This is a genomic window from Shewanella sp. DC2-4 (assembly GCF_013248875.1).
GTDB lineage: Bacteria > Pseudomonadota > Gammaproteobacteria > Enterobacterales > Shewanellaceae > Shewanella > Shewanella oncorhynchi.
The window spans coordinates 4,713,889-4,728,427 of sequence record NZ_JABRVR010000002.1 but is presented as its reverse complement, the minus strand read 5'-3'; the positions used below and the strand labels follow the sequence as shown (position 1 = coordinate 4,728,427).

At 43.4% G+C, this 14,539-nt stretch carries 11 protein-coding genes and 1 pseudogene; 9 read left to right on the top strand and 3 right to left on the bottom strand.

Annotation, left to right across the window (positions count from 1 at the left end; all coding sequences use genetic code 11):
* Window positions 1-167 precede the first annotated feature (167 nt).
* Window positions 168-601: pseudogene (locus HQQ92_RS21425) on the bottom strand (transposase); the annotation flags it as partial.
* Window positions 602-960: 359 nt separating this feature from the next.
* Between HQQ92_RS21425 and greB the strand changes: the two are divergent.
* The 3 genes from greB to HQQ92_RS21410 all read left to right on the top strand — a co-directional run bounded on the left by greB (window position 961) and on the right by HQQ92_RS21410 (window position 6,173).
* Window positions 961-1,464 (top strand): transcription elongation factor GreB, encoded by a 504-nt coding sequence (gene greB, locus HQQ92_RS21420; protein ID WP_105250662.1) that lies wholly within the window; start codon window positions 961-963, stop codon window positions 1,462-1,464.
* A 162-nt stretch (window positions 1,465-1,626) separates the two neighbouring features.
* Window positions 1,627-3,990, top strand: a complete 2,364-nt coding sequence (locus HQQ92_RS21415; protein ID WP_173248245.1) for a Tex family protein — start codon at window positions 1,627-1,629, stop codon at window positions 3,988-3,990.
* 218 nt (window positions 3,991-4,208) lie between these two features.
* The gene (locus HQQ92_RS21410; protein WP_173248243.1) at window positions 4,209-6,173 is read left to right on the top strand and encodes an LTA synthase family protein; all 1,965 of its coding nucleotides are present in this window, start codon (window positions 4,209-4,211) and stop codon (window positions 6,171-6,173) included.
* A gap of 99 nt (window positions 6,174-6,272) precedes the next feature.
* On the opposite strand, the gene HQQ92_RS21405 is transcribed toward HQQ92_RS21410, so the two are convergent.
* Complete coding sequence (locus tag HQQ92_RS21405) at window positions 6,273-6,830, bottom strand: hypothetical protein (RefSeq protein ID WP_173248241.1); 558 nt, start codon at window positions 6,828-6,830, stop codon at window positions 6,273-6,275.
* 61 nt (window positions 6,831-6,891) lie between these two features.
* Window positions 6,892-7,686: a pimeloyl-ACP methyl ester esterase BioH gene (bioH, locus tag HQQ92_RS21400; protein ID WP_173248240.1), complete on the bottom strand. Its 795-nt coding sequence runs from the start codon at window positions 7,684-7,686 to the stop codon at window positions 6,892-6,894.
* Between the two features lie 32 nt (window positions 7,687-7,718).
* Here bioH and HQQ92_RS21395 point away from each other — a divergent pair, with 32 nt between their 5' ends.
* From HQQ92_RS21395 to HQQ92_RS21370, 6 genes are all read left to right on the top strand, one after another.
* Window positions 7,719-8,501, top strand: coding sequence for a ComF family protein (locus HQQ92_RS21395; RefSeq protein WP_173248238.1), 783 nt, complete (start codon window positions 7,719-7,721; stop codon window positions 8,499-8,501).
* Between the two features lie 178 nt (window positions 8,502-8,679).
* Complete coding sequence (locus HQQ92_RS21390; protein ID WP_173248236.1) at window positions 8,680-9,426, top strand: helix-turn-helix transcriptional regulator; 747 nt, start codon at window positions 8,680-8,682, stop codon at window positions 9,424-9,426.
* A gap of 2 nt (window positions 9,427-9,428) precedes the next feature.
* The gene (locus HQQ92_RS21385) at window positions 9,429-10,106 is read left to right on the top strand and encodes a response regulator transcription factor (protein WP_168827198.1); all 678 of its coding nucleotides are present in this window, start codon (window positions 9,429-9,431) and stop codon (window positions 10,104-10,106) included.
* Window positions 10,093-11,334 (top strand): HAMP domain-containing sensor histidine kinase, encoded by a 1,242-nt coding sequence (locus HQQ92_RS21380; RefSeq protein ID WP_173248234.1) that lies wholly within the window; start codon window positions 10,093-10,095, stop codon window positions 11,332-11,334. The genes HQQ92_RS21385 and HQQ92_RS21380 overlap by 14 nt, the downstream gene beginning before the upstream one ends.
* Before the next feature lie 234 nt (window positions 11,335-11,568).
* On the top strand, window positions 11,569-12,738 hold the full coding sequence (locus HQQ92_RS21375; protein WP_173248232.1) for a porin: 1,170 nt from the start codon (window positions 11,569-11,571) through the stop codon (window positions 12,736-12,738).
* A 91-nt stretch (window positions 12,739-12,829) separates the two neighbouring features.
* Window positions 12,830-14,488, top strand: coding sequence for an aromatic amino acid ammonia-lyase (locus HQQ92_RS21370; protein ID WP_254306345.1), 1,659 nt, complete (start codon window positions 12,830-12,832; stop codon window positions 14,486-14,488).
* The last annotated feature ends 51 nt before the right edge of the window (window positions 14,489-14,539 follow it).

The window sequence follows — 14,539 nt, the reverse complement described above, 5'->3', positions numbered from 1 at the left end:
ACAACTATTAGCTGCTGAAAATGTTATTAAGAAAATTGTTAATTTTTTAAAAAGTCATTTATTAGGTTAAATTATAACTAGCGGTCGTTGGTTTTTTCTTTGAACTATAAAGTTTCTGAAAGCTCACGGCTAAATTGCGTGGCTATACGTATCTACAGTTTACGCTACACTCGGCGCTTCCCATCTGTCCCATGCTTTTTAATTTTCCACTCGCCTTCTCCATCGATTTTCAAGTCCGTCGAGTGGATAGCAAAGTGTTCAATGGTGCTTCTTGTCTTGGTTTTGAAGGCGATATTTACGCTTTTTGCTCGCTTGATGATATAGGTGTAATGAGAGCAAGATAGTTGGATGTCGCCTAGTTTAAGCACTGAATTGATAAGGCCTTGCAGGGCTCGCAACGGCATAGAGAAAACATGTTTAACCATCCGGTGGTAATAGCTAAGGTCACTAAACAAGCGGGGACGCCTTTATTGCAATGCTCAGTTTTCGTTTTCCACATTGCGATAGCCTCTTCATCAATCCAGAAGGTAAGCAAACCACGGTTTATCAAGGCTTGGTTATAGCGTTTCCAGTGAGTGGTTTTGTCGTGAGGTTTTGGCACGATTGATAGTGAAGAAAGTGGATTATGCTGATCAGATCAGCAGGCAGTGTTTTAGTTCAATCGATTTAGGAAACAAAGCTCTTTTATAGCTCAAGCTGACCAGCAATAACCGCCAGCTTAATGATGGGCAATACAGCTATTGTATTTATTGGATTGATATTGATAGAAAACAGTAATGTATCAGTCGATCGAAGCTGAAATGGTTACTAAATTGGTATCAGTAAAAGAGGTGATTTAAAAGCCATTATGCACAGAGATGATTTAGTGAGTTAACTTTAGCGTCCAGTCTGAGTATCATCAGTCTAATATATTATCCCGCATCAATTGTGGTCGTTTAATCCAACGATTGAGTAATGAGTATGAAAGCGCATTTGATCACCCGACAGGGTTGGCAAACTTTAGATAAAGAATTGAAGTATTTGTGGAAGGAATATCGGCCGCAAATCACCCTTAAAGTCCAAGAGGCCGCGGCGCAGGGAGACCGAAGTGAAAACGCGGATTACACCTACAACAAGCGTTTGTTAAGACAAATTGATGGCCGAGTCAGATACTTAGTTAAGCGGCTTGAAGAGTTAAAAATCGTCGATTACTCGCCGCAGCAGGAAGGCAAAATATTCTTTGGCGCTTGGTTTGAGCTTGAAAATGAAGCAGGTGATCGAGTGCGTTATCGGATCGTCGGTAAAGATGAGCTCGATACAAAATTAGGCTATATCACCATCGACTCGCCCATGGCGCGTGCCTTAATCGGCAAGCAAGTGGATGATGAGGTGCTAGTGCAAACGCCATCGGGTCCAAAAGAGTGGTATATCAATCAGATCCGTTATACCCCTTTTGAAACTACTCTCGCCAGCGAGGCGAATTAACCACAGAGTTGCCGCTGTTAAAATAGCGGCGGTAGTCACGGGATTGCGGGAAAGATCAAACTCTCTGATTTGACCTAGGCTTTAGCATGAAACATACGGGGCGCCTGTGGTATCTTTGGCGCAATAACGACTTACTTTACAGTTAGGCACGACACTTTATTTATGCAAACTAATGCACATAACATCGCTCTGATTATCGCTCAAGAACTGAATGTTCGTGAGCAACAAGTTGCCGCAACCATCACTCTGCTCGACGATGGTGCGACAGTTCCCTTCGTTGCCCGCTACCGTAAAGAAGCCACGGGCGGTTTAGACGATACACAACTGCGTACCTTGTACACGCGTTTAGGTTACCTGCGTGAGCTGAACGACAGACGCCAAGTGATCCTGTCTAGCATCCAAGCTCAGGGTAAGTTAACGCCAGAATTACAATGGGCGATTGACGAGGCAGACAGTAAGACACGTCTCGAAGATTTATACCTGCCCTTCAAACCTAAGCGTCGTACTAAGGGCCAAATCGCTATTGAGGCTGGGCTTGAGCCATTAGCCGATGCATTACTGGCTGATCGTAGCGTAGATGTCGAGACTACAGCGGCAGGCTATATCAATAGCGAAGCGGGTTTTGCCGATGTTAAAGCTGTGCTCGAGGGCGCGCGTTATATTCTGATGGAGCGCTACGCCGAAGACGCTGAATTACTGCGTAAAGTGCGTGAGCATTTAAGCCAAAACAGTGTGTTAGAAAGCCGTTTAATTGCAGGAAAAGAGAAAGAAGGCGCGAAGTTCCGCGATTATTTTGAGCATACAGAACAGTTAGCTAAGATCCCATCACACCGTGCACTGGCTATGCTGCGTGGGCGTAATGAAGGTTTCTTAACCTTATCTATGAATGCCGATCCAGCCGCTGAAGCGGGCCAAGGTAGTTACTGCGAAGTGATTATCTGTGATCATTTAGGGCTGAAATTAGGTGATAGCAGCGTTGATCAATGGTTGAAAACTGTGGTGACGGCGACATGGCGTATTAAGATTGCCCTGCAGATGGAAACTGAGTTTATTTCGCAAATGCGCGAACGCGCTGAAGCCGAAGCGATTAAAGTTTTCGCCCGTAATCTAGGTGATTTATTGATGGCCGCTCCTGCGGGCGCGAAAGCCACCATGGGACTCGATCCTGGTTTACGTACCGGTGTTAAAGTCGCTGTGGTCGATAACACAGGTAAGTTGTTGTGCCATGCGACTATTTTCCCACACGCACCGCAAAATCTGTGGGAAAAGTCGATCCGTACTTTGGCTAACTTAGTCAAAATGCATAAGGTTGAGCTGATTGCGATTGGTAACGGCACTGCATCACGGGAAACTGACAAGCTGGCCGCTGAGCTGATTGCCGAAGTGAAAGATACCCATCCACATTTGACCAAAGTGATGGTCAGTGAGGCGGGTGCGTCTGTGTATTCTGCATCGGAATTGGCGGCGTTGGAGTTTCCTGATCTTGATGTGTCGATTCGTGGCGCTGTGTCTATCGCCCGCCGCTTGCAAGATCCATTAGCCGAGTTGGTGAAGATTGAGCCTAAGTCTATCGGTGTCGGTCAATATCAACACGATGTGAGTCAAAGCCAATTATCGGGTTCGCTGGAAGCCGTGGTGGAAGATTGTGTAAACGGCGTGGGTGTAGATCTCAACATGGCCTCTGTGCCGTTATTGTCACAAGTGGCAGGTTTAAATAAGACGTTAGCGAAAAACGTGGTCGATTATCGCGATGCCAATGGTCAGTTTAAGAATCGTAAAGAGCTGCTGAAAGTGCCGCGTTTAGGGCCTAAAGCCTACGAGCAAGCAGCGGGCTTTTTGCGTATTCGAGAAGGGGACAATCCACTCGATGCCTCGTCTGTGCATCCAGAGGCTTATTCGCTAGTGGAAACTATCGCTAAGACTAAGCAAGTAGAGTTGGCGAGCCTGATGGGTAACTCTGATTTGCTGCGCAGCATCAAGGCAGAAGAGTTTATTACGGCGGAATTTGGTTTGCCGACGGTCACAGATATTTTAGCAGAACTGGATAAGCCTGGACGCGATCCCCGCGGTGAGTTCAAAACCGCCAAGTTTAAAGATGGTGTTGAAGAACTTAAACATCTGAAACCTGAAATGGTACTCGAAGGCGTAGTGACCAACGTGACTAATTTTGGTGCCTTCGTTGATATTGGCGTACATCAAGATGGACTCGTGCATATCTCTTCTCTAACCGACAAGTTCATCAGCGACCCGCACACAGTGGTGAAAGCGGGAGATGTGGTGAAAGTCAAAGTGATGGAAGTTGACGTTGAGCGCCGCCGCATCGGTTTGAGCATGCGTTTGGATGAAGCTATCGACCAAAGCAAGCCGCAGCAAAGACCGCACAATCCTGCCAGAACTAATCATGGTAAAACACCGCAGTCAGCGAAACCGGCTGCGCGTCCTGCGCAAAAGCAAGCACCTAAAGCGCCAGCAAACGCGGCCATGGGCAATGCCTTTGCCGATGCCTTCGCTAAGCTGAAAAAGTAGACGCTGTAATGTTAATACTCGGACATACGTCATGTCCGAGTCGACTTTTTAACCTGTTACTCACAAAATTGTTGCATAAATGTCGTCTTAGGGAATATAAAGTCGGCATTTAATGCAACGTTAAGCAAAATCGGTTGTCATAGCACAGCTTATTCACCGATTTTTCAAATTGACACTCCAAAGCAGAGTGGCTCTTTTTACACGTTTTGGGGTAACACATGCAATCTGGTTTATCACCTCGCGGGCGAAAAAATGCCCATGGGCCTTTCCGCGCCATCTTTATCTTTTCGTTATTAGTGCTTTTCATTGTCACTGTGAGCCGTATCGCTTTAGGGCTGTGGCAAGCGGATCGCGTTGCCGCTGTGGATGGTTGGTCGCATCTCTTAATCCAAGGTTTACGCGTCGATATCGCTACCCTGTGCTGGTTATGGGGTATTGCCGCCTTAGGGACTGCATTATTTTCAGGTGATCATTTTATTGGCCGTCTATGGCAGCCGATTTTACGGGTGTGGTTAACCGTCGGTCTGTGGATCATGCTGTTTTTAGAAGCATCGACCCCCGCCTTTATTGAAGAATACGGTTTTCGTCCGAATCGTTTGTATGTGGAATATCTGATCTACCCGAAAGAAGTGCTTTCTATGCTGTGGGCGGGTCGTAAGCTTGAGCTTATTTTCTCAATATTATTAACCATAGGTACACTCTGGGGCGGTTGGGTTCTCAGCGGTAAACTGACGAGAAACCTGCGCTTTCCGCGCTGGTATTGGCGTCCAGTATTCGCGTTAATTGTTATCGCAATTACGATATTAGGTGCCCGTTCAACCTTGGGTCATCGTCCGCTTAACCCCGCTTTGGTGGCCTTTGCTGATGATCCATTAGTGAACTCTTTAGTGATTAACTCTGCCTATTCCTTGGTGTTTGCCATCAAGCAGATGGATAGTGAAGAAGATGCTTCTAAAGTGTATGGCAAGCTAGATAACGCGGAGGTTATTGCAACGATTAGGCAGGAAAGTGGTCGCCCTGAAAGTGCCTTTACTTCAACGGATATCCCATCACTGAGCTTTAACCAAGCCAGTTATACTGGTAAGCCAAAGAACTTAGTGATCCTACTGCAAGAGAGCTTAGGCGCACGTTTTGTCGGCAGTTTAGGTGGGTTACCCCTGACACCGAATATCGATGCCTTGTCTAAAGAAGGTTGGTATTTCGATAACTTGTACGCTACTGGTACACGATCTGTACGCGGAATCGAAGCCGTGACAACAGGTTTTACGCCAACGCCCGCTCGCGCTGTGGTGAAGCTAGGTAAGAGCCAAGTTGGCTTTTTCAGTATTGCTGAATTACTTAAAAATCATGGTTATACAACGCAGTTTATTTATGGTGGTGAGAGCCATTTCGACAATATGCGTAGCTTCTTCTTGGGCAACGGCTTTAGTGACATCATAGATCAGAAAGATTACAAATCTCCGGCCTTCGTGGGTTCGTGGGGCGCGTCAGACGAAGATTTAATGCGCAAGGCGAACAGTGAGTTTGAGCGTCTGCATAGCGAAGGTAAGCCTTTCTTTAGTTTAGTGTTTAGTTCGAGCAACCATGATCCATTTGAATTCCCAGATGATCGTATCGAACTTTATGAACAACCTAAGCAAACTCGCAACAATGCGGCGAAATATGCTGACTATGCGGTTGGTGAGTTTTTCAAATTGGCGAAAAACGCAGACTATTGGAAAGATACGATTTTTATCGTGGTTGCCGACCATGACAGTCGAGTGGGTGGTGCGGATCTGGTGCCAGTATCGCGTTTTCGTATTCCGGGATTAATTCTTGGGGATAATGTTGCGCCAAAACGCGATCATCGTATTGTGAGCCAGATTGATTTACCGCCGACTTTGTTATCCTTGATTGGTATTTCAGACTCTTACCCTATGCTGGGCCGTGACTTAACTCAGGTCAGCGATGATTGGCCAGGGCGTGCTCTGATGCAATACGATAAAAACTTTGCCCTGATGGAAGGTAAAGATGTGGTCATTCTGCAACCAGAGAAAGAGGCACAGGGTTTCGAATATAATGAAAAAAACGAGCAGTTAACGCCTTATCCACCCGCTGCTGCCGCGCTAGAGAAGAAAGCCTTAAGTTGGGCATTGTGGGGCAGTTTGGCCTACCAGCAAGAGCTGTATCGTTTGCCTAAATAAGCGTTAAACAGAATGGAAAATGCCGCTATTTTTAGCGGCATTTTTGTTTATCATTCAGGTTAATTTTGTGCGCAAACGGATTCATACGATTGGAATAGGTTAAATCCACGTCGACATAATAGATTCTTGCTCTGGCTGAGTCTGTTGTTGATAGAACTGACTAATGCGTTGCCCAAGTTGTTGATAAAATTGACTCGATTCGCCTTGAAGCGATTGCCTTGCCGTACTGCTGGTATTCGCTTTGGCGTTACTGCTGGCATAATTTGCCGCACCTTGACTGACCTTTAAGCGTATATCCTTACGTTGCAGTGCCGCTTGGCCTCTTGCTGCAATTTTTAGCGTTTTAGGTAAAACACGCTCGGCCACTACAAGGGGCGCTTTTTTCTCTTGCTGTTGTTGGTTCTGTTGCTGTGAGGATTGCTGTTGCTGCTGTTTTTCTTGAACTTGTTGCTGATTATGCTCGAGCGTTTTCGCCTGTTGTTGAGCTTGATCCGCAGTGCGTTCATTCTGTGGATTAAAGGCGCGTTCTTCGTGACCTTTAGTTGCCGCTTGTGGTGGGATGACCACAGGTTTCAGTTGGTTGTCGACCCGAGCCGAGTCCGTCGCGACATTACTGGTCGCTAGCGGGACTTGGGGGTAGTTACTGACAACTAACATGGGAAATTCCTTGGCACATTAATGGTTAAATACTAGTCATTAATCGCTCAAAGATAAAGCGTTAACGTGTCTGTAACGTTAACCAAGGCATAAATACTTGCAAAAACTCCTGCTGATGGGAAATAAAGGGCGCGTGAGAGGCTTTGGCGAGCATCACATCCTCACTTTGAGCTGTGATGGGCATTTTAGGTGGTACGCGTTTGGGCACTAGCCCGTCGAGTCGGCCCCAGATCCTTAGCCAAGGTTGTTGCAACTCTATCAGTTGTTGCCTTAAGTCGACGTCGGTTAGCATATTTAGGCCTTGAGTTAAGGCTCTGGTATTGGGTAAAGGACGTGCGAGGACAAGATCGCGCAGTTGTTTGATGTCTTCCTTGGCGGTTTCGCTACCCATGGCTTGAATCGCCAGAAATCTCTCTATAGTTTTAGGTAAATTTTGGCCGAGTTGTTCTCTAAATTGATTAAGGACTTGGGGCGGAATGCCCGGCCATGCTTCGTCTTCCCTTGCCATAAAGCAAGGGGATGAGGCAATAGTAATCAAGCCTTTGATTTTTTGTGGATAACTTAACGCTGCCTGAGTCGCAACGAGCCCACCGAGTGACCAGCCGGCCCAAATAGCGTGTTCAGGCAATGCAGCGACTAAGGTATCTACCCAGGTTGATAGGCCACCTTCAACCATTTGGCTATGGCCGAAGCCCGGCAAGTCTACATAGTGCACCCTATACTGAGACAGTGACTCATGTAATGGCGTAAACACAGCGCTATTCACTCCCCAACCGTGAAGCATCACCAGATCTGGCCCTTGGCCGCTGATTTCAATATGCAAATTTGCTTGGTTTGTGGATGTCACTTTGCTCACTTGAGTGCCTCAAAAATGGATTAGGTGAATGTATGCCGCACTTTGTCAAAAGGATTTGGCCGCAATCTGCTTTGCGGATAATGCGTTTAGGCTATCAACTCGGCACAAGGTGGTTGGCGGGCAGTTTACCTAACCGTTGCCTGCTGTGCCACCAATCCATATCACTTCCCGAGACTGGCATTTGTGCCGTTTGTCTTCAATCTGGCTTATATCATGGGTCTATTTGCTTAGGTTGCGGTAAGTCGATGCAAATAGAAGTCGATTATTGCGGTGAATGCCAAAAGCGCCAGCCACGTAAAGTCATTGCACCTTGTAGTTATCATCAAGGTTTGGGGACTTGGGTTGGTGCGATTAAATATCAAGGTCAACTTGCCGCTTTGCCAGTGCTGTGTCGCGCCTTAGTGGCACGACTTAAGGTATTAGAACAGCAAGGATTAATCTCGCTGCCTCAAGCGATAGTGCCAGTTCCATTGCATCCAAAACGCTTACACCAACGGGGATTTAATCAGGCGTGGTTAATTGCCCATGAGTTATCACAGCTCTTGCAACTGCCGTTAGTGAGCGAAGGGTTAACGCGCCAGCAAGACACTCGACCGCAGGCGGGGCTTTCGGGGGCACAGCGACGACGCAACTTACATGATGCCTTTATGTTAGCGGATGATTTTGCGTTCCAACGTGTTGCATTGGTGGATGATGTGGTCACCACTGGCACTACAGTCTCTGAAATTGCTCGCTTATTCGAAGCGCGTTATGTGCATGTTCAAGTATGGTGTTTGGCAAGGGCTGAAGCGCCAGGCTTGTTGGATGATATTTAAAAACGGTTAAAAGCATTGCTCCATTATATCTTTGTGTATGTCAAAATTATGTCAAAAATACTGAGTAAAAATGAATAAGTTTTAATTTTGCGACAAGATGTAAGTATCTGTATCAATGGGTTTTGTTTATTTTTTGTATTGAGATACCTTCCTATATTATTTCGTTTGGAGGGTATTTATGGACGCTAAACTGGCGCGATCAAATGCAGATACGGCATCAACGCTGAAGGACGTTATTCAGGCGATAAACTACTCTTTAAAGCTACATGGTTTTTGTGGCTTCTGGTTTCAAGGAGTTCCACATTGTGCGTATGAAAATTATCACTTTCCAAAAGATACCAATCTGTTCTCTCCTACGGCACTAAGAAAACCTATCGCCAGCATAGCTTCTTCCCCTGTTATGGCTGAATTACAGCGTTTTTATTTAAATCAGATAGCCTCCCATGATTTCAATTTTGGTTTTTCATTGGATACTTCAAAATCTTATATGTATAGATTCACGAGTGAAAAAAATGATAAGACCAGCCTATTGTTTAGTAAGCATAATATTCAAAGTGTTTTGAGCTGGCCCATCTCATGCCACTCTAATCGTCATTGGACAGGCCGGTTTATACTACTTAGCCATCTTAGTGCTTCGGAGGTGGTGTTAGAGGGATTGGCAGACACTTTAAAGGAAGCTCAAAACAAGCTTTTTGAATGTAATAAACAATTGTTCAATCCATTTCTACAAAGCTCTCTGCTTAAAGATAATGCGAGAGATATCCTACTTATGGTCGCAAACGGTCTTCAAAACGACGAAATTTCAACTCAGCTCCCGATAAGTGTCAGAGGAGTTGAATATCATATGGAATCCATGCGTAAGAAATTTGGTGCTACAAATAGAGCAAATTTAATCCATTTAGCCCATCAATATGAGTTGATCTAAATATGTTGATATTACTGGTTGAAGATAATCGACTTCTTTCTAACAACATCATTCAATATCTTGAATTGAGTAGTATAGAGTGTGATTACGCTTTCAATCTGGCACAAGCGGATATGCTCATTAGTCAGCAGCAGTTCGACGCTATTATTCTCGATCTAAATTTGCCGGATGGTGATGGGATTGAAGCGTGTGAACGCTGGAAAGCACAGTGCATTACCTCACCAGTAATCATGTTAACTGCACGTAGTAGTCTGAATGATCGCTTGAGTGGTTTTGCTGTGGGCGCGGACGATTATTTAGTAAAACCATTTGCAATGGAGGAACTGGTCGCGCGATTGAAGGTGGTTGCTCAGCGTCGTCCCGCGCCCCAAAGGTTGACTATTGGCGACCTAGAAATCGATTTTGCAAACCACATGGTGTATCGGCAAGGGCAACAGCTGGCTTTGTCTAAAACCGGATGGCAGATCCTGGCTTTATTAGCTAGGCGTAGTCCAGAAACGGTGAGTAGAGAAGAGATTGAGCGAATGCTTTGGCCCGACAGCGTACCTGATAGTGACAGCTTGCGCAGCCATATTCATCTTTTGCGTCGAGTGATCGATCGCCCCTTTGAACGGCAAATATTACATACGATTCGTGGCGTCGGTTTAAGCCTTAGAGATGATATCAATGCAAGCGCCTAAACTTAGCCTCAAGCGTAGTTATCAAGTGTGGGGAGTTATTTTTCTATTAATAACCTTAGGTGTAAATAGTTTTATCCCGCTTTGCATGATGTGTGCAGGTATGATTTCTATGCATGAAGTCACAATGCACAATGCAGGGCAAGCGGCCGAAGCATTACTGAAGCTGGCGGAGTCAACTCAGCAATCATTACTTCATCAACCACTTCTAAAAACCGATAACTTAACTGTCTATCCTCATTGGCTAGATATTCCGCTGCAAATTCGTGAGTTAAGTAACAATGAAGTCTTAACTGATGCGAGCACAATTCGCTATGAGCATGCAGAAGGTCCCATTGTTAACGCGTTAAGTGTGTACTACACCCAAACTGGCCAGCCGCTATACGTTTGGCTGCAGTTTAGTGTTACCCATGATTTGCAATTTGCCCCTAAAAATATGACGGCGATCTTGCTGCTTGTTTTGATAACCTTTTGTGCCAGTGCAAGTTTAGCGTTTTATATGCAAAGTAAAGTGATTACGCCTGTTCATCAAATTAGTCATGCGATTAAACAACATGATTGGGAAAGAGGAGGGAAACTGAGTTTACCTGAACAAGAATATGCTGAATTAAAGGCAATTGTTGATGCTCTAGATAACTCGATTTTACAACTTCAGGAGGCTCAGCAGCGAGAACTCAATTTTTTACGTTTTGCTAGTCATGAGTTACGTACGCCAGTCGCCATATGCCAGTCTTCATTTGAAATCCTCGCTTTACAACAAGGCGAGCTTGCAGGGCCAACGCTGTATGCTTCCCAAGCGACCAATCAAATGAAGTCACTCATTGAAACCCTACTATGGTTAACTAATAAAGAGTGTTCCAGCTTAGAAAATGAAAATGTCGCGTTATCGCCTCTACTTGCCTGTATTATCGAGGAGCAGCAACGGGTACATGGTTATGAGCAAAAAATTCAATTATTGTGTGATGATACTTGTTTGCCCGTTCAGCTTCATCCGCTAAAAATAATATTAAGTAATTTATTAAGGAATAGTATTGAGCATGGTGGAGTCGATATTACTGTTACTCAAGAAGGTCATTGTGTTGAAATTACTAATTCTTACAATAGTAACGGTCATAATGGATTTGGTTTAGGATTATTATTAGTGAAACGACTTGCAGATCAACTAGGTTGGATTTTTACAACATCATCAAAAAATGACATGTTTATAGCGAAATTAATTATAATGAAATGACTTCAAAGTATTGAATTGAAGTTTACTGCCTTAAACCACACACATTTTAAATGTAACAGAGTGATTTGCTCTAGGTCACATTGTATTTTCTTTGCAAATGGTTAAATAATTTTCATTGGATGGCTTAAAAATTTCAGATTGAAGGACAGTGTTTGTTTAATTTTCATGTAAACATTTATATTGCCTACTGAAATTTAAGTCAGATATTATTATTTAACCTCAAGAGGTAAGTGGATGAAGCTTAAGATAATAGCCGTTACCATTTCAACATTATTACTTACGGGTAATTCACAAGCCGTAGAATTATATGATGATCAGACCAACAGCGTTAATATGACGGGCTGGTTAGGCTTTGCCGCATTAAATGATGGTCATGAAACATCCGTGATCGATAATTTTTCTCGTGTTGGTTTTCGTTTCGATCGCCATGAAAAGAATGGCTGGAGTTCCTTTGCCCATACTGAATGGGGTATCAACATGGTGACCAGCGATGACGGTCTCATCTACACCGAAGGTCAAGGTGGTGGCCAATTATCGGCATCAAAAACCTCAGATTTCCTGTTTAACCGTTTAGGTTATGTCGGCATGGCACACGATAAATGGGGTACCCTCAGTTTTGGTAAGCAATGGGGAGCTTACTATGACGTGGCTTATACTACTGACGTGCTCAATGCGTTTACTGGTTGGTCTGTCGGTGCTTATACCTTTGGTGATGGTGGTCTCACTGGTGCGGGTCGTGCCGATGCGGCGCTGCAATACCATAATACCTTTGGTAATCTGCATATCGCGGTGCAATACGCTTCAAAGCAAAATAGCGATGTAGCGCTCTATGATAACCAAGGTAATGCCTTAAATGATGGTTCAGAGCTGAGCTTTGACCCTAGCTATGGTGCCAGCGCGACTTACTACATTACAGATAAATTTAAGGTGTTAGCAGGCTTTAACCGTGGCGACTTTACTGGAAACCTCGCCGGTAAAGAGGTAGATAATACTAACCAAATCATCGGGATTGGTGCGCAGTACGGTCGTTTTTATCAGTATGCGCCAGGTCGTGATGCCGATGGATTATATGTTGGTTTTAACGCCCATAAGAGTGAGCAAAACGAGTTAGTGGGTGGCGAACTCTACGATTCTACAGGAGCCGAATTTATTGTGGCTTATCAATATGACAATGGATTTGTGCCGAGCCTATTGTTGACATATCAAGATCTCGATACCAATGAAAACACCGCAATTCAAGGTAAATGGGCCCGCCAATTTGCGGTATTAGGTCTGCATTATCGTTATAGTCTCGACACTATTATGTATGCTGAAGCTAAAATTGATTTCAGTAATATGGACGATAAGGCTTACGAAGATCTGCAAGACAATAACTATGCTGTAGGTATTCGGTACTTCTTTTAAATGATTAATGTAATTAATTTTATTGCCAACTGATTTATTTTTATATTTTGGTATATAGATAATTTTTGTTTTATAAATTCGAGGTAATTAAATGAAAGGTTTAACCCGTTTTTTTGTTTTTTCAACAGTAGCTTTATGTATGCCTTTAGGGAATGCGATTGCATCGGAAAACATAATGTTAAATGGCAATTCTCTCGAAATTGCTGACTTGCTAAAATTAAAGGTGTCCGAAAATAAAATATCTTTAACTGCAAATGCTAATGAAAAAATACAAAAAAGTTATGATCTATTGATAGACTCTGCACGTCAAGGGACACCGGTTTATGGGTTGACTGTGGGCGTTGGTAAAAATAAAGACTCACCTGTATTTGGTAAGGATGGTTCATTAACTTCTGAAGCCAGTGAGCTTTCAGTAAATTTTAATCGCAATATGCTTTATACCCATTCCGCTGCAAGTGGTAATCCAATTGACCCAGAAATAGTAAGAATGGCGATGGTCATTCGCTTAAATCAAATCGCGACTGGACATGTTGGAGTTCAACCTGATGTAGCTAGAATTTATCAAGACTTTATTAACAATAACATCATTCCAGTTGTACCTGAGGATGGTTCTGTCGGTCTGAGTGATATCTTACTTGCTGCTCATATTGGTGCTGCGATGATGGGCGATTGGGATGTTTATTATAAAGGTCAACGTATGTCTGCTGATAAAGCGATGAAGTTGGCTAAGGTCAAACCCTTGGTTCCGTTTGGAAAGGACTCTCTTTCTATTCTGTCAAATAACGCATTGGCTACTGCTCAAGTGATTAATGCAATTGGTGAGGCTCAAAAGATAATTGATTTCTCCCCTACATTGATTGCTGCGGGATTGGAAGGCACTAATGGTAATATTAGCCCCTTACTACCTCATACTCTAGCAGCAAGGCCAATGCCACATGTTCAAGATGTTGGTAAGGAGATCCTTGATAATTTACAAGGTGGATATTTATTCACACGAGATGAAAATCGCCCTTTACAGGATGCCCTTTCTTTCCGTGGAGCCCATTGGCCCATTGCACATGCTATTTCACAAATAGAACAATTAAAAGAGCTGATTAAGATCCAAATTAATAGTTCAGATGATAACCCTACAGTATATTTGGATGCTAAAAATATTGAATACACAGATTCTTCTCAAGTTCAACAATATTTTACAACTGGTGATGTTTCTGGTGCGATTAATTCTTCTGCAAATTTCGATACGATTCAGCTAGCTTCACAAACAGAATCATTTATTAATGCAATGGCACAACTTGGTAAATATTCAAGTAATAGACAGATAAAACTTATTGATCCTAATTTTACAGGATTACCAAGAGCATTGGTTGACCCTGATGATACAAATGGGCAAGCCTTTTATACATTGCAAAATGGTTTTACCGCTTTATTTGTTGAAATAGCTCATGCTGCTAATCCTGTCTCATTTTATGGTATTTCAAACCAAGGTGGGATTGAAGATAACTTTAGTAATTTTTTCCAAGTGGGGAAAAATTTGACTAAAGTTGTTGATGGAGTAACAACTATTTATGGTTTCGAATTAATGCAAGTTACACAGGCCATGGATTTGCAGAAAAAAGTGCACAATAGGAAATTATCATCTAATAATCAAAGTTTACTTAATAGCTTTAGAAGTAAGGTTCCATACTATGGTAAAGACAGGATGTTTACTCCAGATGTTCAGGCTTCCAAAGAGTTTGTAATGGCATTTTAGTTTTAAATTTTTTAATTAATTGCGCTCCGTAATTTTATTATTTGTTAGCGG

Excerpts from the sequence above, each read along its gene's own strand:
- greB (WP_105250662.1), top strand. The coding sequence starts at position 961 with ATGAAAGCGCATTTGATCACCCGACAGGGTTGGCAAACTTTAGATAAA.
- HQQ92_RS21415 (WP_173248245.1), top strand. The coding sequence starts at position 1,627 with ATGCAAACTAATGCACATAACATCGCTCTGATTATCGCTCAAGAACTG.
- HQQ92_RS21410 (WP_173248243.1), top strand. The coding sequence starts at position 4,209 with ATGCAATCTGGTTTATCACCTCGCGGGCGAAAAAATGCCCATGGGCCT.
- HQQ92_RS21405 (WP_173248241.1), bottom strand. The coding sequence starts at position 6,830 with ATGTTAGTTGTCAGTAACTACCCCCAAGTCCCGCTAGCGACCAGTAAT.
- HQQ92_RS21395 (WP_173248238.1), top strand. The coding sequence starts at position 7,719 with ATGCCGCACTTTGTCAAAAGGATTTGGCCGCAATCTGCTTTGCGGATA.
- HQQ92_RS21390 (WP_173248236.1), top strand. The coding sequence starts at position 8,680 with ATGGACGCTAAACTGGCGCGATCAAATGCAGATACGGCATCAACGCTG.
- HQQ92_RS21385 (WP_168827198.1), top strand. The coding sequence starts at position 9,429 with ATGTTGATATTACTGGTTGAAGATAATCGACTTCTTTCTAACAACATC.
- HQQ92_RS21380 (WP_173248234.1), top strand. The coding sequence starts at position 10,093 with ATGCAAGCGCCTAAACTTAGCCTCAAGCGTAGTTATCAAGTGTGGGGA.
- HQQ92_RS21375 (WP_173248232.1), top strand. The coding sequence starts at position 11,569 with ATGAAGCTTAAGATAATAGCCGTTACCATTTCAACATTATTACTTACG.
- HQQ92_RS21370 (WP_254306345.1), top strand. The coding sequence starts at position 12,830 with ATGAAAGGTTTAACCCGTTTTTTTGTTTTTTCAACAGTAGCTTTATGT.